The following is a 20,530-nucleotide window of genomic DNA, read 5'->3' on the forward strand; positions in this document are numbered from 1 at the left end:
TACCTACCATTATCTTATCATGAAAAAGTTTTTAAAGTATACAGCTTACATAGTAATAGCTGTAGTTTTAATTGTTATTGCAGGCGTATCATACATTACGCTTGCGCTGCCCAATGTGGGCAAACCCGAAGACATTAAAGTAGAAGCCACGCCACAACGCATTGAGCGTGGCAAATACCTGGCAAATCATGTAGCCCTGTGTATGGATTGCCACTCTACCCGCGACTGGACAAAATTTGCCGGACCCATGCTGGAGGGCACCCAAGGCAAAGGCGGCGAAAAATTTACCGCCGCTGTTGGTTTCCCGGGTAATGTAGAAGTACCCAACATTACACCATATAATTTGGGCGGATGGACAGATGGCGAACTGTTTCGGGCTATCACCACGGGTGTAAAAAAAGACGGCTCGGCTATATTCCCGCTGATGCCCTGGCCTTATTATTCAAAAATGGATCGGGAGGATCTTTACAGTATCATAGCCTATATCCGCTCACTTAAACCAATAAAAGCAGATTATCCCAAAAGTACACTCGATTTCCCCTTGAATATTTTGGTACACACCATGCCGCAAAAGGCAAGTTTAGGCACGCGCCCAAATGAAAGGGATACCCTTAAATATGGCGAATACCTGGTTACCTCGGCAGCTTGTATGGAATGCCACAGCCAGGTAGATAAAGGTAAAATAATACCGGGTTTGGAATATGCCGGCGGGCGCGAATTTGTAATACCGGGTTATGGCGCCGTAAAATCGTCAAATATTACAGCCGATAAGGAAACAGGCCTGGGCAGCTGGACAAAAGAGCAATTTGTAAACCGATTTAAGGCTTATGCCGATAGTACCAAAGGCCCCATGGGTGTTAAACCACACGAATACCAATCTATTATGCCCTGGTACAAATACGCCGGCTTAAAAACAAGTGACCTGGAAGCTATTTACGCGTATGTTAAAACCATTAAACCGGTTAAAAACCAGTTTGTGAAGTTTGTGGCCAAGTAAGGGGGATTTAAGCGAAGCAAAGTTGCGCAACATATTCAGGCCGAAACGCCCCGCCACATACGGGTTTTTGTGCGGTGGTATACTGATGTTGTAGTTTGGATAAATAAAATAGCACAAATCAAGAATCGCTTTTGAGGATCAAAAGCTTTGCGGGCAGGAGTTTTAATTAAAAATAAATTCATACTTTTGCGCCTCGAAATTTGTATAGTCCGCAAGTTATTTTCGGTCTACATTTCAATGGATCAATTAAAATACCCGGTAAAAAGATGAATATTACACAGGAAAAAGTAGATGCCCTGAATGCAGTTGTTAAGATCAATATCGATCCTGCCGATTATCAGCCACGTGTTGATAAAGCGATAAAAGAAAACGCTAAAAAAGCAAAATTACCAGGTTTTCGCCCGGGCATGGTGCCAGCATCACATATAAAAAGAATGTACGGTAAAAGTATTTTGGTTGATGAGATCAATAACTTATTACAAGATACCTTAACCAAATATATTGAAGAACAGGACCTGCGCGTATTAGGCCAGCCTTTGCCAAAAACTGATAACGAAAAAGAATACAACTGGGATTTTGCCGACAATTTTGAGTTCAATTATGAATTGGGTTTAGCGCCTGAATTTAATATTGATTTTTCATCAACAGATAAAGTTACCCAATACGTAATTAAAGTTGACGACGAAACATTGGCTTCACGTATCAAAAATATTCGCCGTAGCTATGGCAAAATGACAAATCCTGACGTATCGGCAGACGATGACGTTCTTTACAGCGAATTAGTCCAGCTTTCTCCGGATGGTAGTGTTTTTGAGGGTGGTATAAACAATACAGCATCTGTACGTTTAGACCAAATTAAAGACGAAGCCATTAAAGCTTCATTAATTGGTTTAAAAAAGGGCGATGTATTGACGTTTGATATTCAAAAAGCTTATGATAACGACGCAGCCAAGGTTGCCGGTTTATTAAAGATAGAAGAAAACGAAGCGGCCGATTTAAAATCGAACTTCCAGCTAACTGTTAAAAACGTTAACCGTTTGGAAGAAGGCGATTTAAATCAGGAGTTCTTTGACAAATTATTTGGTGAAGGTGTAGTAACAACCGAGGCAGAATTTACAGCTAAAATTACCGAAGAACTTGAAACAATGATGGTGCAGGATAGCGAACGCAAATTGCAGGACGATATCTACAAAGCCGCTATTGCTAAAGTTGACTTTAATTTACCTGACGATTTCCTGAAACGCTGGTTGAAAGCTACCAACGAAAAACTAACTACAGAAGAGTTGGAAGGCGGTTATAATGATTTTGCTCAAAACCTTAAATGGACTTTGATTGAAAACAAAATAATTACCGATAACAAAATCGAAATTAAATACGATGAAGTTTTCGCGCTTGCAAAAGTAAGGTTAGATCAGCAGTTCAGAATGTACAGCCCACAGGCTATCCCTGAAGATCAATTAGCCCAGTACACTGTACAATACCTGCAAAACAAAGAGAATGCTAACAAAATATTCGAAGAAGTAAAAGCATTAAAGGTGTTTGATTATATCAAAAGCGTAATCACTTTAGATAAACAAGACATCCTGTTTACTGATTTTAATAAATTGGTTTCTGAAAAATAAGGAACACAATTTTGAAATATATTTTACCAAAAGCAACTCAAAAGGTTGCTTTTGGTGTATAGATAGAGTTGGAAGCTAGAAAGTCCGGAAGTCAGTAAAGTCTGGAAGTTATTGACTTGTCGGCCTGCTACAAAACAGCATACTTTCTTAACTTTCGGACTTTGCTGACTTTCGGACTTCCCGACTCCATTCACCACACAAATAATTTTTACTTTATACAAACTATCTTCCTAAAATTGTATTCAACTAAAAACTATATTTATCCGCAGGTAAAATGCCTGCATCTAAAAATAAAACATACACAAACACCATGAGTAATAATATCGATAAAAACGAATTCAGAAAATACGCTGTTAAACACCACCGGATAAACAGCCTCTTTGTAGATAAATATCTTGGAAATTTTGATAGCCGCCGCATGCCGCAAGGTATTGCTACCACGGTACCAACCGGCATGACGCCTTACATTATTGAAGAACGCCAGCTTAACGTTGCCCAGATGGACGTGTTCTCGCGTTTAATGATGGACCGCATTATTTTCCTTGGCGATGCGATTTATGAAAATATTGCAAACATTATTCAGGCTCAATTGCTATTCCTGCAATCGGCTGATGCTAAACGCGATATCCAGATTTATATCAATTCACCTGGTGGCTCGGTATATGCCGGTTTAGGTATTTATGATACCATGCAGTTCATTTCAAATGATGTGGCAACTATTTGTACAGGTATGGCCGCTTCAATGGGCGCTGTATTATTAGTAGCTGGTACCGAAGGAAAAAGGGCTGCATTGCCACATGCAAGGGTGATGATACACCAGCCATCGGGAGGTGCGCAGGGTCAGCAATCAGATATTGAGATTACTTACCATGAGATCACTAAACTGAAAAAAGAATTGTACCAGATAATTGCCGATCATAGCGGAGCCTCATTCGAAAAAGTTTGGGATGCATCAGACCGTGATTACTGGATGATTGCCGAAGAAGCCAAAGAATTTGGTATGGTAGATGAAATTTTAAGAGGAAATAAAGGGAAATAAGTCTGAAGACGGAAAGTCCGAAAGTCGGGAAAGTCCGGAAGTATTTAGTCGGGAAGTCCGAAAGTCTGAAAGTGAGTTTTTGCTTTCGGACTTCCCGACTTTTCCGACTTTCGGACTGCTCCTCTTTGTTTTCTCGCTCCAATTAACTAATTTTGATTAAGTAAACGAATCAGATGAATAAAAGCAGTAAGGAAATCAGGTGCTCATTTTGCGGCGCCGGTAAACAGGATTCCCTGATGTTGATTGCAGGGCTCGACGCTCATATCTGCGATAAGTGCGTTAACCAGGCTAATGAAATATTAGCTGAGGAGTTAAAGGTACGTAAAGTAAAGTCGTCGCCACTGGCGCCTGCCTTGCTTAAACCGTACGAAATCAAAACTCACCTCGATCAATATGTTATTGGTCAGGATGATGCCAAAAAGATACTATCAGTAGCCGTATATAACCATTACAAACGCCTTAACCAGCGTATTGATAAGGATGAGGTTGAGATTGAAAAATCAAACATCATTATGGTTGGCGAAACAGGTACAGGTAAAACATTGCTTGCCAAAACCATGGCGAAAATATTAAACGTTCCGTTTTGTATTTGCGATGCCACCGTGCTAACCGAAGCTGGTTACGTAGGCGAAGATGTGGAAAGCATCCTGACCCGTTTATTGCAGGCTGCCGATTATGATGTAACCCTGGCCGAAAAAGGCATTGTATACATTGATGAGGTAGATAAAATTGCCCGCAAAAGCGATAACGCTTCCATAACCCGCGATGTATCCGGCGAAGGTGTACAACAGGCCCTGTTGAAAATACTGGAAGGTACAATGGTTAACGTACCACCCCAGGGCGGCCGTAAACACCCCGATCAAAAAATGATCACGGTGAATACCAGCAACATCCTGTTTATATGTGGTGGCGCATTTGACGGTATAGACCGGAAGATAGCCAACCGCCTGCGTACCCAAACAGTTGGTTATAAATTAAAGCGCGATGATGGCGAGATAGATATGAAAAATCTGTACAAGTACATCACCCCGCAGGATTTAAAATCATTTGGCTTGATACCCGAGCTAATTGGCCGTTTGCCTATATTAACTTACCTGAACCCGCTTGACAGAGCCGCCCTGCGCAATATATTAACCGAACCTAAAAATTCGTTGTTAAAACAATATAAAAAGCTGTTTGAATACGAAGGGGTAAAACTGGACTTTGAAGACGAAGTGCTGGAATTTATTGTTGATAAGGCAATGGAATTTAAGTTGGGGGCAAGGGGACTGCGCTCAATTTGTGAAGCGATTATGATAGATGCGATGTTTGAGTTCCCATCAAAAAAAGATGTGAAACGCTTGCATATCACGCTGGATTACGCCCACGAGAAATTTGAAAAATCGGATCTGAAAAAATTAAAAGTAGCTTAACCTGCAGGTAAATCTCCGAAGCTATCTTTACTAAAATAACACAGACCCTGGTGAAACGCCGGGGTTTGTTGTATCTGACAGTTTGCAGTGGGCAGTTCTCAGTGGGCAGTTCACGGTTGGCAGTTTGCAGTAGGCATAGTTTTATATGTAACCGCAAACTGATAACTGTAAACTGCGATCTGCAAACTGGCAACTGCCCACCGCCAACTGCAAACTGATAACCTACTAAGGCAGCCCCAACAGGCTGCCATTGCTGGTTAAAACAAAAAATTATTTAATATGAACGAAGAATTAAATGCAAAAAAGAACCCTACCGATGCACCGGTAGTGAAAGAAGTGCAGTCGCCGGTAAAATCAGGACTGAAGACGAAAGAGGCCATTGTGGCCAACTGGCTGCCACGCTATACCGGCCGCCCGCTGGAGGCTTTTGGTGATTATATTATCCTAACCAATTTCTCAAAATACATTCAACTATTTAGCCAGTGGAATGATGACGCGCCAATAATGGGCCTCGAGAAACCCATGCAAAGCGTTACCGCCAATGGCATTACCATTATTAACTTTGGTATGGGCAGCTCTGTTGCGGCAACTGTAATGGATTTGCTTACCGCCATACATCCCAAAGCGGTTATATTTTTGGGCAAATGCGGTGGCCTTAAAAAGAAGAACAATGTAGGCGACCTGATACTGCCGATAGCTGCCATCCGCGGCGAAGGTACATCAAACGATTACCTGCCGCCCGAAGTGCCTGCATTGCCATCATTTGCCTTGCAAAAAGCCATATCAACCACCATTCGTGACTTTAGCCGCGATTACTGGACAGGTACCTGCTATACCACCAACCGCCGCGTTTGGGAGCACGATAAAGTATTTAAAAAATACCTGAAAGATTTACGCGCCATGGCCGTAGATATGGAAACCGCTACCATTTTTACCACCGGCTTTGCTAACAAGATACCTACTGGAGCACTGCTGCTGGTATCAGACCAGCCAATGATCCCCGAAGGTGTAAAAACAGCTGAAAGTGATTCTGTTGTAAGCGAGCAATATGTTGAAACCCATTTGAAAATTGGTATTGAATCGTTAAAGCAGTTAATTAATAATGGGTTAACGGTTAAGCACCTGAAGTTTTAGGATGGTTCATTAAAAAAGATCGTCATTGCGAGGTACGAAGCAATCCCGAACTATGTGGGACTTAGCATGTAGGGGATTGCTTCGTGCCTCGCAATGACGGGCGGAAGTCGGGTGTGCTTATTTACCCACAACTACCCGTTTCATCCCTTCCCTGCCATAAAACACCGGGAAATACATCATTTCGGCTTTAGCCGGGTTTAGCGTGTATTTGCCATCATAACGGGGGATAAGGTTTACGGTGAAAGTATATTTGCCCTGCTTAAGCTTGCGGCAAAATATGCTCACCTTTTCTTTAAAGTATTCCCTGTGAACTTCATTGTTACCCCATGGCTGGTCCTTACTTTCATAGGAGCATCCTGCCGGGATAGGAATCTCTATCATTACAAAATCGGCATCGCCTTTAGCGTTTACTTCGGCTTTTAGTTGTACAACGTCGCCGCCTTTCAGGCTGGTGACTTTTTGTTTTTTCCGCTCAAACCAGGTATCTACGATAAATTCCTTGCTTACCTTTTGGGGAGCGTTATTCCAGAATTTTTGCGAACCGGTGATGTACACGGGCAAGCTGCCGGTTTTGCTAACGCTGATGTTTTCCGGCTTAAAGGTGGCAGAGTAAGGGAAGGTATTGATGGTTTGCGTGGTAGCTCCCTTTATAGTGATGGCCGATGGCTTAACCTGTTTATCAGCAACTAACAAATCGGGCAGGATAGTTTCCAGTATCAGGGCCGATTCATAAGTATTGCGCCATTCGCCATGGCTGCGCTGCTCTAAAAAGTAGCCTTGTATTTTGCGCAGTTGCCCGGGGTGTTTGCCGTCCGCTTTGATGATACGATAGGCCAGTATGCTCAGTTGAACGGAATTATCGAAGAAACGATAACTGTCGTCGCCCCAGTATATGTTGCCAAATAGGGTATGATGTTGTTTGTCAAACAAACTATCCAGCTTAACCGGCAAGCCTGCTTCCTGCTTCACCAGCATCAGCCTGAATTTATCATAACCAGATAAGGGGAATCCGGTTTTCTGTTTTAAGACGTTGTTTTCTCGTTCGATGATATCGATGTATTTTTGATAGTCAATTTTAGCTTCCAGCTTGTGTAACAGTTCCAGGCAGGTAAGTTTATCGGCCCCGTGGTAGCTTTCCAATTGATAAACCAGGTAGTCTGTAAGCTTTTGTTTATCCAGTTGAACCGTATAGCCTTCTTTTTGCGCACCCAACAAAGCCTCTACCGCGTGCAGGCTAATCCAAAGCTCTTCGTCGGTATCTTTCCACCAGCCCCAGGTGCCGTTGGTTTTACGGTTTTCCTGTAGCTTTTTAATGGCCTCCTGTATGTTTTTACCGTATTTAAATTCTTCGCCCAGGAATTTTTTGATCCGGCGTTCGGCCAACAGGCCTTTTAATTTTGAGGCCAATTGTTCGTTACATAAATATTTGTATTCCCTTAATTTACGCGATTCCTCTGCCAGTGTTGGTAGCACGGAAGCTTCGGCCCGGAAAGTAACCGGCCCCATTGCCGGATTGAATTCCAGGTTTACGGTAGTATCGCTGTTCAGTGCTTCAAATATGCCTTTGGTTTCTTCAACGCCTTGTTTTATAACAGGCACTTTGCGGCGTTCCCCGTCAAAATAACCGTTATCGCGTTTTATGGTGTATTCAAAACTGAGGCTGTCGGTAGGCGAAGCAATAATACCAAGGGTGTCTATTTTTGAGTTTTTAACTTCAAGCCCATCCTGTTTAAGCTGTTTGCCATTGTATGTGAATGTACGGGTAAGCTTAACATTGGTAGAATTATAGTTCATTACTTTGCCAATCAGGCTCACCTCATCTCCTGCAACCGCAAACTGCGGGGCAATGAAATTGGCGCTTAGCGGCTTGAATGCCTTGATGCTGTTTTCGGCAAAACCGGTTTGCTGCTTATCAGAAATACCAATAATAAATGTACGCCAGTTGGTAATATCATCCGGGAATGTTGCTGTAAAACTGGCTTTGCCCAATTCATTAGTGGTAAGTTTTGGTTGCCAGTACGCATAATCAGAAAAGTTATTGCGCAGCGAAAGTTCGCTGCCGGGCTGGCTGGCGTCATTTGCTTTATTTACAGGCGCACCTGGCTTTGGTTTAGTCCTGATTACAATTACACCGTTGGCGGCTCGGGCGCCGTAAATGCCGGTAGCTGCAGCATCTTTCAATACGCTTATCTCTCCAATACTTTCTTTGTCTATACCATCCATACTCTCTACAATTTCGCCATCTACTACAATTAATGGCTTGGCTGATGAGTTGGTCGACATTCCCCGAATCCGAATAGAAACCCCACCACCGGGTGCGCCGTCTGTTACCACCAGCCCGGCAACCTGGCCTTGCAGGTCAGATATCGTAGTTACTGATCCGGTTAGGTTTTTTCTTAATGCGATGCCATAACCAATAACCACTACTTCGTTAAGCGCATTACTTGAAGCTTTCAGGTTAATCCTTACCGTAGTTCCCGGCTGAATGCCAACCTCTTTTTGCTCGTAGCCAATAAAGCTGATCAATAATTTACCGCTGGCCGGTACCCTGATCTTAAAGCGGCCGTTCACATCGGTTACAGCACCTGTTGAAGTTCCCTTTACTCTTACGCTAACACCAGGTATCGGCAATTTATCATCAACGCTGGTAATAATACCGGTCATCATGTTACTGAAATTATCGGTGTTTAAATACTTATCGTTAAAAGCCTCTTTTATTTTTAAGGCATCATTTTCAATGGCATAATCTTTATAGTTGTACCCTGCGGTCCTGTTATTGATGATATTGCCAATTTTGATGCTTACCGAATCTTTAGGATGAGTGGGCAAAATATCAAACTTATAATAGTTGGTGCCATAAGGCCTGATATTTACTTTTTCTATCAGGTCATATACATCACCTTTTAACAGAAACATAATGCGGTACTCGCCGGCTGCCAGGCGGTAGATATTGGTGGTACTACCCGGGTAAATTTGTATAAAATCCGGATCGTTATACTTGTACACAATTACGTTTTTTACCAGCAGGCTATGGTTTTTAGGCTGATTAACTTCGAAGCTCAGATTGCCCCCTACGCCGTTTGAAAAATCGTTGCTGAACAGTTGCTGCGTGCTGCTGCGCAGATCGAGGTATTGTTGCCAGATGTCCGTCGCCTCATTTTTGCTGAGCACATGCTGGGTGTAATCCGGTTCGCCTGAATAAGATGATAACACCGGGTTAAACGGATAGGTTGTCGGGATGCTTTTTTGCTTGAGCAGGCCCGGCTCAAATAAATAGTTATAGTTAGGTTCAGTTTCAAACAGACGGTCTTTTTCCCCGGTTACATTAAGGACGGCAAAGTTATTGGCTAATGGCCCGGTAAGGATGCTGTTCCTGTAATCGGTTAACGGGTTCAGCATAAACAGGCGGTCGTTTTGTTGCAGGAGCGCCATTTTAACGCCAAAGTTGTTGGTAACCGTAATCAGGTATTTATTGATCAGGTCCGATTCATAACTGCTCAGCGTATCAGATACCGGGGTCGAATTTGCCTTGGCTGCATTTACGCTGATAATGAGTTTTTTTGATCGTTCCACCATTACACTATCAACCCAAATGTTTTGATGGCTGGTCCTGAAACGCAGCATGTGCCTGCCCGGCGTTACCGCAAAGCTATAACGTTTCAGTTGCTGGGTTTGATCAAAGTAAACCGGCCTGCCATCGATATAAAGGATATGTACCGGCAAAATATCGCCATCTTTAACCACAAAGGGGGCCACCTGTGTAACTGTATCTGCAATGTTTTCTTCTACCCGGTAAATTTTACCCGGGTGAGTAAACTGGAAGTAGGTAATGCTGTCCAACCCAATTTCACGGCCCCAGCGGTCCCAGTTCAGCTTCAATGCGCCTTCGCTATCTGTTTTCAGGATATTGAACGGCTTTTTAGGTTTCCGGTAGGCGTATGTTTTGCCCATGTAAGGTACAAAGGGTATTTTATAATCGGTAAATTTGCTGGTCATCGACCATGCCGTCAAATCGGCATTGGCAACGGCTTTGCCCTCGTTATCGGTAATCACAATATCTGTTTTAACCCGCTGGCCCGGATATACCGATACCGGCTGCTTAACGTTGATAGTAAGCAGTTTATCCCGGTAAATGATGTCGGTAGCTTCGGTTTTACTTTCGCCGGCCCAAACATAATGAACCAGGAAATTTACATTGTTTTTATCGCTGTAAGCCTTTGCGTAGGTAAGCTTATCGGCCTGTCCGCCGTCTATAAGTTTTTGCCCCGCGAAAACGGAATACCAGAAATGCAGGTGGCGCTCATTTTCAACTTTAACAAACAGCGAATCGGCGGTGCGGTAGCCCGATACGGAAATTCCGCTTTCGCTATCCTTCAAATCAAGATCGCTGTATGCGCTATCTGTCTCAATATTATAACTGTAGGCATTGGGGTTGATGATGGTTTTAGATGGCAGCATTACCTTTACTTTAGATATAGTATCGTTTTGGGCATCCAGGGCGCTGATGATGGCGGTAGCTTGCGTTTCCTTACCGTTATCAAAGTAGGTAGCAATTAAAGTATCGCCGTTTAATTTCGATTCTATGTGGTACCTGCTATCGGTATAGGTCATCTGTTGTGCATCAGACTGGCTTTCATTGTTGCTGTTTAAAAATTCGGAACTGATCTCGTAGCTGATATCAGCTTTAGGGAAAATGGAATCCGGGATCATTAATTTGGTTTCGCCGATGGGATCAAGCGGCATTTTATGCGTCCATAAGGTATCGGGTACAAAAAGTTGCTCCGGTTGAAACCGGTTGGTGCCCCGCGAAAGCAATGTTATGGTAACCCGCCCATCGGCAACAGGTAAATTATTTTCGTCAACGGCCTTTAGGTAAAGTGCCGGCGGGTTGCCTGGCGAATGCGCTGTTTTATCAACCCTGGTACTGAATTTAATTGATTTTAATTCGTATTCCTCGTATTTAAAATCGCCCGTTAAATAAACTTTTCTTTTCGATAGAAAGGCCCTTTCGTCATCGCCGTCGTATTTGTCCAGATCATATTTAAGGCTCGATGGATCTTCCAGCGAAATGGTATAATCCTCATCAAGTGAAAGTTTCAGGCTATCATTTAAAACAAAGCTGTATTCATAGGCTCCATTACGGTAGCCGTTAACCTTGCCAATAACTTTACCGTCGTTGTCATTTCGTTCCTTTAACCGCACCAGTAATTGGGGGACATTTATCGCTTGTTTTGATTTTCGCCCTAATATATAGGCCTTGAATTTTACGGTATCGTTTGGCTTATATATGGCTTTGTTGAATACTATGAAGCCCATGTGGCTATAGGCCGACGATTGCGGATAATTGTAATGCTTTTTGAATAACCTTTTCACTGCGTACCAGTTTCGCTTAAGCCAGTTGTTTTGCCTGCCGTAGCGACGATATTGGTAAGGTTTCTCCTGCTTAACAGAAAAATAGTTGCTAACCCCGGCATAATCAACCTTTAATACGGTGTCTTTTTTTGATTGATTGGCTACATATAAGCCGTTTTTGGCATCATAGGCTACCATTTTATTATTAAACGTTACAACGGCGTTATTAATAGGGCTGCCTTGTTTATCGGTTAATATAAAGCGCAGGTCATAATTATTACGCATCACCTTTAAATAAGCCGAGCGGTTTTCAATAAGTTTATACCACAATTTGTTTTTTTGTACATACACCTTTAAATAATTACCTGCCGGGAGATTGTTTTTCCAGCTATCGTCGGTTTTGAAGGAGTCAACCGGATTATGCAGTATGTTTTCGTCGGGCTGCCGGCTGGGGTACTTGTAAAACCGGAGTACATCGTCAGGCCCAATTTTATAGATATAGGTGTAAAAACTGCTTTGCCTGCTTGGGGTAAGCAGTTTTTGCCCTAATACATGTCCCACAATAAAGCACGGAACAATGGTTAGCAATAAAATCTTTTTATAAAGTGATAACATAATGGGTTAAGTTAATTGTTTAATGACGGTCTTAAGCTCAAAGTTGGATGTGTCGGGTCATGAATTTTAGGTATGAAGCGCGTAACGGACTTTTTAAAACTCAAAACTCAGAACTCACCACTCATTACTCCCACATGATGCACATCTATTTACTTTTCCATAAAGAAAGTTCAGTTTATAAAAACTATTTTTGAGCCGTAATCCCGCTTAGTACACCGGATTAGTAGATTTTTAATTTTATGTGGTATAACAATATATTAGAAACCATTGGCCACACGCCGCTGGTTAAGTTAAATAAGGTAACCAAAGACATCCCGGCAACGGTTTTGGCCAAAATAGAAACAACCAACCCCGGCAACTCCATTAAGGACCGTATGGCCCTTAAAATGATTGAGGATGCCGAAAAAAGCGGTAAACTAAAGCCCGGCGGTACCATTATTGAAGGTACATCGGGCAATACCGGCATGGGCCTGGCTATTGCGGCGGTGATAAAAGGCTACAAGTGCATTTTTACCAGCACCGATAAACAATCAAAAGAAAAATTTGATGCCCTGCGCGCCTTTGGCGCCGAGGTAATTGTTTGCCCAACCAATGTTGAGCCGGAAGATCCGCGGTCGTATTACTCGGTATCATCCCGCTTAGAGCGCGAGGTGCCCAATTCCTGGAAACCCAACCAGTACGATAACCTGAGCAACTCGCAGGCGCACTATGAGCAAACCGGCCCCGAAATTTGGGAGCAAACCGAAGGTAAAATTACACACCTTGTAGTAGGGGTGGGCACCGGCGGCACCATTTCGGGTACAGCCCGCTATTTGAAAGAGAAGAACCCAAACATCCAGGTTTTAGGCATTGATACCTACGGCTCGGTATTTAAAAAATACAAGGAGACCGGTATTATGGATAAAAACGAGATTTACCCATACATCACCGAGGGTATAGGTGAAGACTTTTTACCGCAAAACGTTGATTTTGGCCTGATAGACCACTTTGAAAAAGTAACCGATAAAGATGCAGCCCTCATGACCCGCGAAATTGCCCGCAAGGAAGGCATCTTCGCCGGCAATTCAACAGGATCGGCAGTGGCCGGTACACTGCAAATGAAAGACAGGTTTAAAGAGGGTGATGTAGTAGTAATCATCTTCCCCGACCACGGTACCCGCTACCTGGGTAAAATGTATAACGACGACTGGCTGCGCGACCGCGGTTTCCTGAAAGATGGTAAACTTACTGCCCGCGACATCATCGGCAAAAAAGATGTACAGGAAATTATCACCATCGACTGTGAAAAATCGGTGCTGGAAGCAATCAACACTATCAAATCGCTCAATATCTCGCAAATCCCTGTCACCCAAAAAGGCATGGTAATAGGTAAGATAACCGAAAGTGATATCCTGAATTCGCTGTTAGAGAACCCGTCTATCAAATCGCAGCCGGTTAAAAATATTACCACCGCACCGTTCCCGTTTGTTGATCTGAATACCTCTATCGACCGCATCTCGGGCATGATCAATAAGGAAAACATTGCCGTACTGGTTGAAAGCGAAGACGGCAAAATTGAGATTATTACGCAGTATGATATTATTAATGCAATATCGGCCTAACCTCCTGAGGTAAAAGGCGAAAGGTAAAAAGATAAAGGTGTTGTGCTGGGGCATGGCACCTTTTTTAGTTTATATTTGGGTATGAAATGTCTGCTTATATGCCTTCTATTCGTTCCCATATTTTCTTTTGCTCAACAAAAGGATAAAGAAGTGACTGAGTTTTGGAGAACAGAAATAAAAAAAGCAGTTACCAATAAAAAAAATCAGCGGGTAGTTGATATGATTATCCCGGATTCTGCCACGGCTGTTGCTGTTGCAGAGCCTATTTTATTTAAAGTTTATGGCAAGGATGAGATATTGGGCGAAAAGCCCTACAAAGTTGATGCTGTTGATGGCTACTGGGTGTTGACAGGAACCTTGCCCAAGGGATATTTCGGCGGCACATTTGTTATAATTATGGCTGCTAAAGATGGTAGGGTTATAAAATTGACGCATTATAAGTAAAATCACGAGAGAACGTTTTGAGTTTTTCGTTTACGTCGATGGAAATCAGCCATATGCACGATATTGTTCCGTTGTTAAGCCTGATAAAAGAAAACCTTGCGCATCTAAAACCTGATATGTTTTGTAAGCTTTAATTGAAGAGTAACTAGCTTTTTATCGTGTTAAATACCGGTTTAATTTAGCGATGGTACTGCTAACGGCAGGCTAAAGTAAAAAGTAGATCCTTTGCCTAATACACTCTCTGACCATACTTTGCCTTTATGTCGGTGGATAATTTCGGCCGATAGGTAGAGGCCAAGCCCAAAGCCCGAGATACTGGTAGTATGTGCACTTTCGATACGGTAATAACGGTCAAAAAGCTTTTCCTGTTCCTCGGGGTTAATACCTATCCCTTCATCTTCAACGCTAACCTGTAACATATTATCGGCTTGCATGCATTGCAGCTTAATATTGCCGCCCTTGGGCGAATATTTTATCGCATTGCTCAAAAAATTACTGATCACCTGGCCTATTTTATCTCTATCTGCTTTAATTGACATAACAGGGCCGGGCAGCACGCTAACCTGGTGGCTATTGGTTGTTAAAAGCAGCTCTTCAACAACCTCGTCCAATAAGGTATTCATTTCGAAGGTTTCCTCGTTCAAATAAATTTTGCCGGCTTCAAAACTCGATGCATTTAAAAAACCATTAATCAGGGTGGTCATCTTTTTTACCTGGTTATTGGCTTTAACAAGGTAGGTAACTGCAAAATCATCACTGGCTTTTTTTGCCTTTAAATTTAATAATTGCACATATCCCTGTATTGCGGTAAGCGGCGTTTTCAATTCGTGGCTTGCCATGGCAATAAAATCGTTTTTCCTGAGTTCGTCCAGCTTAAATAAGGTTATATCAAGCAAAAGGCCTGTAAAATAGGTTGGTTTGCCATCTTTATCCAGTGCAAGATTACCAATGCCCCGTACCCATCGCAGCTTTTTGTCACGAAATCCATGCAGCGGATATTCTACATCACATTTGGCGCCGGTGCTAATGGCGGTTTCCACCGCTTCGGTTACTACGTGCCGGTATTTTTCAACAACCTGCGCTATGGCATCTTCATAGGTCATATCCTCGGTTGGATAAAAACCAAACATGGTTTTAAGGCGGGCAGATGGGGTAAACTTACGGGTTTTAATATCTATGGTCCAGGTACCCATCTCGGTAGAGTCTATGGCCATTCCCAGCATGTTGTTGCTGATATTTAATTCCTGCTGAATGTCTTTTAATTCGGTAATATCATTAAAGGTAATGATAGCGCCATTGCGCTTATTGTCAGATTGCTGTACGTAGGGCATGGTCATAATCTGGTACCATTTGCCATTATTGGTTTCAATTTCTTTGGTGATTACGCTGCCATCGTGAAGTACTTTTTTAATATCGTCAATAATGGTTTCAAATTTAATATTGGTTGATATATTGCTCAACGGCCGCCCTATGTCGGTTTCTAACAAATTAATCTGCTTTACCGTACCCGGCGAAAATTTCATCAGCTGCAAATCGTTATTAATAAACAGCTGGCCGTTAATATTGCTCCTGAAATAATTGTTCAGGTCATCGTTGGTTTCCAGCAGTTCTTTGTTTTTTAACTGGTAGTCCGAATTAATGGTATGCAACTCTTCGTTCACTGATTCCATTTCTTCGTTAGTACTCTGCATTTCTTCATTGGCCGATATCAGCTCCTCATTAAACGATTGCATGTTTTCGTTTGATGCATCCAGCCTTTCGTAAGCAGAGTTAAGCTTAAACTTCAGTTCCTTTAATTCTTCTTCCAGGTTGGTGGTGTATTTGTCGTGATAAATTTTTTCGTCAAATATTTTTTCGTCTGTTGTGGCAGCGGTTACCTTGGCCTCCTGCATAAACGTTACCAGCAACAGGGTTTGATCTCCTTTTTTGGGTATCAGCGGAATAACTGACAGGTTTACTTTAATTATTTTTTTGCCGTATTTAATTTTTACACCGCTAACACTCACCTTTTCTTTTGTTTTTAAGGCATCAATTTTTAAAGCGTTAAATGCTATAGCAAGTGGTTTTGGTAATAGTTCGGCAAGGTTTAAATTAAAGTTTTGCTGTAACAAAAACCTGGAGGTATCGCCGTATGATTTTATCACACTATTAGCTTCATTAATGCAAACGGCCAGGTAGCCTATATTTTGGGCCAGCAAGGTGTGCATGTGATCTGATAGCACGTTGTTGGCATTACCGGTATCTTCGGGCAAAAACTTTGCGGGTGTGCGTTTAATATCTAATAATTCGGGCAGCGAAAACGCATCGAAACTAACCCCCCGTTTGGCTTTAAGGTTTTTATATATTTTCCATTTTTTATTTACCACTTCCAGGTCTTTAATAATGGGCATCGGGCTTTCGCTCGATCCTAAAAACAGGTAGCCATTAATTTTTAACCCGAACAACAACATGGTGTAAATTTTCTTTTGCAATACCGGGGTCATGTAAATGAGCAGGTTGCGGCAGGTAATCAGGTGCATATTGCAATACGGTGGGTTTTTTACCAGGTCGTGCTGGGCAAAAATTACCATTTTGCGAATAGAGGGGATAATGCGGTAACCTGCTTTCTCTCTTATAAAATATTTCTGTAGCCGTTCTGCCGATACATCTTTTTTTATCGCATGGTTATAAATGCCTTTAGCGGCGTGGGCCAGGGCAAGGCTGTCAATGTCGGTTGCAAATAGCTTTACTGCTACGTTTGCAAAATTGCCGTGCAGGTGTTCGGCAATTAATATGGCCATCGAGTAAACCTCTTCGCCTGTAGCGCAGCCGGCTATCCACATTTTCAGTTCTTCGCCTACGGCAAGCTTTCCCAATAAATCAGGCAGTATATCATTGGTTATAAACTCGAATGCCTCGTTATCCCTGAAAAAAGAAGTTACGCTGATCAGGAAATCCTTACCCAATGCTTCTACCTCGTCGGGCGAGGTTTTTAAAAAATCAAGGTAGCTGGCAAGTGATGTATAATTATTGTTTGATGCGCGCCTTTTGGTGCGCCTCAGGATGGTGCTTAGTTTATAATCCGAAAAATCAAGCGGCGATTTTTCCTTAATCAAGGCTATAATTTCGGTGAGGGTTTTTTCGTCCTCCTGCTCATCGGCCAATAATTCCTGTTCATGTTTCACGTATTCTTCAATGGCAGCCGGCATTAGCTCGGGTTCTAAAATAAAATCGACTATGCCGGTAGCAATGGCATGCGATGGCATGCTGCCAAAAAGCGATGTTTCGGGGTTGCGGGCCATCACCATTCCGCCGGCTTTTTTAATGGCTTTAACGCCTTCGGTACCATCGCGCCCTAAGCCCGATAGTATTACCCCTATGGCTTTACTGCCGCTGTTTTCGGCCAGCGAATTAAAAAAAACATCAATGGTAAGGTGCAGGCCCGGGTGCTGGCCTTTATTGGTTAAAGCCAGCGTACCGCCTGTTATGGTCATAAACTGGTCATGGGGGATAAGGTATACCTCGTTGCTTTTTACAGTAGCGCCATCCTGGGCTTCTTTTACAACAAGCTTGCTATGCCTGGCCAATAACTCAACCATCCGGCTTTTAAAATCGGGCGATAGGTGTTGGATAATTACATACGAAACCCCATCTAAAGGGGTATGATCAAAAAAGGAATTAATTTCATCCATACCGCCGGCAGATGCGCCAATGGCAATGATATGATGGGGATCAGCTGCGAGCATAAAAGGAAATTAAAACGCTTTAGGATTTTCAAAAAATCTGATGAAGGGAAAGTAAAAGTATCATTAAAGTTACGATTAAATTTAACATTAACAAGATTGTGGGCCATAAACATGAAAATGCTTTTTCCTAATAAGAAATACGGCCGGCTTTTTAGTGTCAGTCGGCAAGATGCTTGAGAAAAGTATCAGGTAAATGTAAATTGCATTTGGTTATCATTGTTTTATATTTACGCATCGGGCAACAGGAGCCGTTAATTCAATATAACCGGGAACAGGTGGGAGAGGGCTTGTTCTAAATTATCAAAAAATCAGCCTTTAACAGGTTCAGCTATGAAAAAATATGTGTTGTTTTCTATTATGATTGTCTGCGTAATGTTTGGCTGTTTTAACAGTTTTGCTGCCGGCGTAGATACGCTGGATATACAAAGCCAGGTTATGCAAAAAAACATTAAAGCTGCTGTGGTGCTGCCCCAGTCATACAAAACCACGCAACAAAACTACCCGGTGATTTACCTGCTGCACGGCGGCCAGGGCAATTACCGCGACTGGCTATCAAAAACCGACGATAAGCTGCTGCTGCACAAACTTGCCGACCAGTATAATTTTATCATAGTTACCCCCGATGCCGGGCTAATGAGCTATTATTTTGATAGTCCCCTGGATAAAAGCAGCCAGTACGAAACCTTTATAACCAAAGAACTGGTAGAAAAAATAGACGGCACCTACCGCACTATAAAAGATAGGAAGGGGAGGGTCATCGCCGGCCTGTCTATGGGGGGGCACGGCGCCATGTACCTGTCGGCACGCCACCCCGAATTATACTGCGCCGCCGGCAGCATGAGCGGCGTAATGAACATTAATACCGCCACCTGGAACGTTCCGGCAGAATTTGCCCAATTGCGCAATAAAAATTTCGAACATTTGCTTGGCCCGCCAAAAGATACCGCGAATCCATACCGCGAATATTCTGCCGTGGGGCTGGCCGATAAAATGAAAGTCAACGATGTAAAGCTGATTTTTGATTGCGGGTTTGACGACATCATGATTAAACCCAACCGCGAACTGCACCAGCTTTTATTAGCCAACGGAACACCCCACGAATATACCGAACGCCCCGGCAAACACGAATGGCCCTACTGGAGCAACGCCGTATCCTACCAGTTCCTTTTCTTTCAAAAAGTAATGAGTAGTATCAAGTAATAAGATTTTTTGAGCGGAGAGTATCGGTTAGTAGTGTTCTTCGGGGTAAGGGGCATTACTATATGATTTTGGTGACCTAATGACTGGCTTGCACAGTTCCCGATTGCTGCGCTCGTGACATAGGTTTATGGCTGGATGTATTACCGCAGCTGTCTTGATACTTGATACTTGCGACTTGATACTTTTTTATGCAGCTATCTTGATACCTGATACTCGCTACCTGATACTAGATGATGTCCATCAGCTATTCCGGTGACACTGGTCATTTTCTGCAAAGATGGGCTTACCTAAATTGCCGAAATAAAAACCAGGAGAAGCCATGAATGGAATTATTATATATCAGGGTAAATACGGGGCAACAGAGCAGTATGCGCAATGGCTGGCCGGTGCGCTGCACATGCCATTTTTGAAAGCAGACGAGGTTACGCCCACCATACTTGCCGGTTATGACCTGGTGATTTTGGGTAGTTCTGTTTACGTTGGTAAATTAACCATTGGACGATGGCTGAAACGGAACCCTGACTTACTGGCAGGGAAGAAGCTGTTTTTATTTATTGTGTGCGGCACATCGGCCGAAGATAAGGCGGAGCAGCAAAAGTTGCTGCAGACGAACCTGGAACCCGAGGTTATGAAAACGAAGGGGATATTCTTTCTGCCCGGGCGGTGCGCTGTTTCCAGACTGTCGTGGAAAGATCGCTTTGTTTTAAAAATTGGGGCTATGCTGCAAAAAGATCCCCAAAAGAAAGCTGTTATGAACCATGGGTTTGACCATATGGATAAGAAAAATTTGCGGAGCCTGATTTTGGCGGTAGGCCTGGAATGTGAATTGAAAGGGGCGGCGATGCCTAACGCAAACGGGACGCACTGAAATGTTGGGCAAACTGAACGAGACGCAGATTGAAGCACTGCTTAAAAGGCAGGTAACCGGGCGCATAGCGTGTACAGATGCCGGTGTGCCCTACATTGTGCCGGTGAATTATGTTTACGATGGAAAACAGGTCATTGGGCACAGTACAATGGGTAAAAAGATGGAGATAATGCGCAAGAACCCGCGCGTATGTTTCCAGGTCGACGACATAAAAACCATTTTTAACTGGCAAAGCGTGATTGCCTGGGGACGGTTTGAAGAGATTACCGATATTACAGAAAAGGAGCAGGCCATGATGGCTATTACCCACCGCTTGATGCCTTTTGCCGAAAAAGCGGCACATCATCCTTCCCACGGTTTAGCAGAAAAAGAAGAGGATATCGGCACCAAACTCGACCTCATTTTATACAAAATTGTGCTGGTTAATAAAACCGGCCGGTTTGAACGAAGTTGATGCGGCTGCACAGTTTGGTGTCCCAACAGTCGTCTTCAGATATGTCATGAGGTTTCCTCGAAATAAT

12 protein-coding genes and 1 pseudogene are annotated in these 20,530 nt (G+C 43.0%); 10 read left to right on the forward strand and 3 right to left on the reverse strand.

Features of this window, described 5'->3' with window-relative positions:
- Positions 1–19: 19 nt before the first annotated feature.
- From ACFGVS_RS28560 to ACFGVS_RS28580, 5 genes are all read left to right on the forward strand, one after another.
- Entirely contained in the window at positions 20–997 is a 978-nt protein-coding gene (locus tag ACFGVS_RS28560; RefSeq protein WP_274209183.1) for a c-type cytochrome, read from the forward strand.
- A 266-nt stretch (positions 998–1,263) separates the two neighbouring features.
- A complete protein-coding gene (gene tig, locus ACFGVS_RS28565; RefSeq protein WP_274209182.1) occupies positions 1,264–2,619 on the forward strand; it encodes a trigger factor in 1,356 nt (451 codons plus the stop codon).
- A gap of 310 nt (positions 2,620–2,929) precedes the next feature.
- The gene (locus ACFGVS_RS28570) at positions 2,930–3,658 is read left to right on the forward strand and encodes an ATP-dependent Clp protease proteolytic subunit (protein ID WP_090649479.1); all 729 of its coding nucleotides are present in this window, start codon (positions 2,930–2,932) and stop codon (positions 3,656–3,658) included.
- Between the two features lie 173 nt (positions 3,659–3,831).
- Positions 3,832–5,070 (forward strand): ATP-dependent Clp protease ATP-binding subunit ClpX, encoded by a 1,239-nt coding sequence (gene clpX, locus ACFGVS_RS28575; RefSeq protein ID WP_090648477.1) that lies wholly within the window; start codon positions 3,832–3,834, stop codon positions 5,068–5,070.
- A gap of 279 nt (positions 5,071–5,349) precedes the next feature.
- A complete protein-coding gene (locus ACFGVS_RS28580; RefSeq protein ID WP_274209181.1) occupies positions 5,350–6,204 on the forward strand; it encodes an AMP nucleosidase in 855 nt (284 codons plus the stop codon).
- Positions 6,205–6,321: 117 nt separating this feature from the next.
- Here ACFGVS_RS28580 and ACFGVS_RS28585 read toward each other — a convergent pair whose 3' ends face one another.
- Positions 6,322–8,193: an alpha-2-macroglobulin family protein gene (locus ACFGVS_RS28585; RefSeq protein WP_439699270.1), complete on the reverse strand. Its 1,872-nt coding sequence runs from the start codon at positions 8,191–8,193 to the stop codon at positions 6,322–6,324.
- Between the two features lie 132 nt (positions 8,194–8,325).
- Positions 8,326–12,171 (reverse strand): annotated as a pseudogene (locus tag ACFGVS_RS28590) (carboxypeptidase-like regulatory domain-containing protein); the annotation flags it as partial.
- A gap of 239 nt (positions 12,172–12,410) precedes the next feature.
- Between ACFGVS_RS28590 and ACFGVS_RS28595 the strand changes: the two are divergent.
- Together ACFGVS_RS28595 and ACFGVS_RS28600 are read left to right on the forward strand one after the other, a co-directional pair.
- A complete protein-coding gene (locus ACFGVS_RS28595; protein WP_439696553.1) occupies positions 12,411–13,772 on the forward strand; it encodes a pyridoxal-phosphate dependent enzyme in 1,362 nt (453 codons plus the stop codon).
- A gap of 150 nt (positions 13,773–13,922) precedes the next feature.
- Positions 13,923–14,216 (forward strand): NTF2 fold immunity protein, encoded by a 294-nt coding sequence (locus tag ACFGVS_RS28600; RefSeq protein ID WP_439696554.1) that lies wholly within the window; start codon positions 13,923–13,925, stop codon positions 14,214–14,216.
- A 173-nt stretch (positions 14,217–14,389) separates the two neighbouring features.
- Here the strand turns inward: ACFGVS_RS28600 and ACFGVS_RS28605 are convergent, their stop codons facing one another.
- Positions 14,390–17,941: a chemotaxis protein CheB gene (locus tag ACFGVS_RS28605; RefSeq protein WP_439696555.1), complete on the reverse strand. Its 3,552-nt coding sequence runs from the start codon at positions 17,939–17,941 to the stop codon at positions 14,390–14,392.
- Positions 17,942–18,271: 330 nt separating this feature from the next.
- Between ACFGVS_RS28605 and ACFGVS_RS28610 the strand changes: the two genes are divergently transcribed.
- From ACFGVS_RS28610 to ACFGVS_RS28620, 3 genes are all read left to right on the forward strand, one after another.
- Positions 18,272–19,141, forward strand: coding sequence for an alpha/beta hydrolase (locus ACFGVS_RS28610; RefSeq protein ID WP_439696556.1), 870 nt, complete (start codon positions 18,272–18,274; stop codon positions 19,139–19,141).
- 319 nt (positions 19,142–19,460) lie between these two features.
- A complete protein-coding gene (locus ACFGVS_RS28615; protein ID WP_274209175.1) occupies positions 19,461–20,009 on the forward strand; it encodes a flavodoxin domain-containing protein in 549 nt (182 codons plus the stop codon).
- Position 20,010: 1 nt separating this feature from the next.
- On the forward strand, positions 20,011–20,463 hold the full coding sequence (locus tag ACFGVS_RS28620) for a pyridoxamine 5'-phosphate oxidase family protein (RefSeq protein ID WP_439696557.1): 453 nt from the start codon (positions 20,011–20,013) through the stop codon (positions 20,461–20,463).
- Positions 20,464–20,530: the final 67 nt, after the last annotated feature.

The organism is Mucilaginibacter sediminis, from assembly GCF_051903035.1.
In the GTDB taxonomy this organism is placed as follows: Bacteria; Bacteroidota; Bacteroidia; order Sphingobacteriales; family Sphingobacteriaceae; genus Mucilaginibacter.

Coding starts and splice junctions, on each gene's coding strand:
- ACFGVS_RS28580 (WP_274209181.1), top strand. CDS start 5,350: ATGAACGAAGAATTAAATGCAAAAAAGAACCCTACCGATGCACCGGTA.
- ACFGVS_RS28570 (WP_090649479.1), top strand. CDS start 2,930: ATGAGTAATAATATCGATAAAAACGAATTCAGAAAATACGCTGTTAAA.
- tig (WP_274209182.1), top strand. CDS start 1,264: ATGAATATTACACAGGAAAAAGTAGATGCCCTGAATGCAGTTGTTAAG.
- ACFGVS_RS28620 (WP_439696557.1), top strand. CDS start 20,011: ATGTTGGGCAAACTGAACGAGACGCAGATTGAAGCACTGCTTAAAAGG.
- clpX (WP_090648477.1), top strand. CDS start 3,832: ATGAATAAAAGCAGTAAGGAAATCAGGTGCTCATTTTGCGGCGCCGGT.
- ACFGVS_RS28605 (WP_439696555.1), bottom strand. CDS start 17,941: ATGCTCGCAGCTGATCCCCATCATATCATTGCCATTGGCGCATCTGCC.
- ACFGVS_RS28610 (WP_439696556.1), top strand. CDS start 18,272: ATGAAAAAATATGTGTTGTTTTCTATTATGATTGTCTGCGTAATGTTT.
- ACFGVS_RS28560 (WP_274209183.1), top strand. CDS start 20: ATGAAAAAGTTTTTAAAGTATACAGCTTACATAGTAATAGCTGTAGTT.
- ACFGVS_RS28595 (WP_439696553.1), top strand. CDS start 12,411: ATGTGGTATAACAATATATTAGAAACCATTGGCCACACGCCGCTGGTT.
- ACFGVS_RS28615 (WP_274209175.1), top strand. CDS start 19,461: ATGAATGGAATTATTATATATCAGGGTAAATACGGGGCAACAGAGCAG.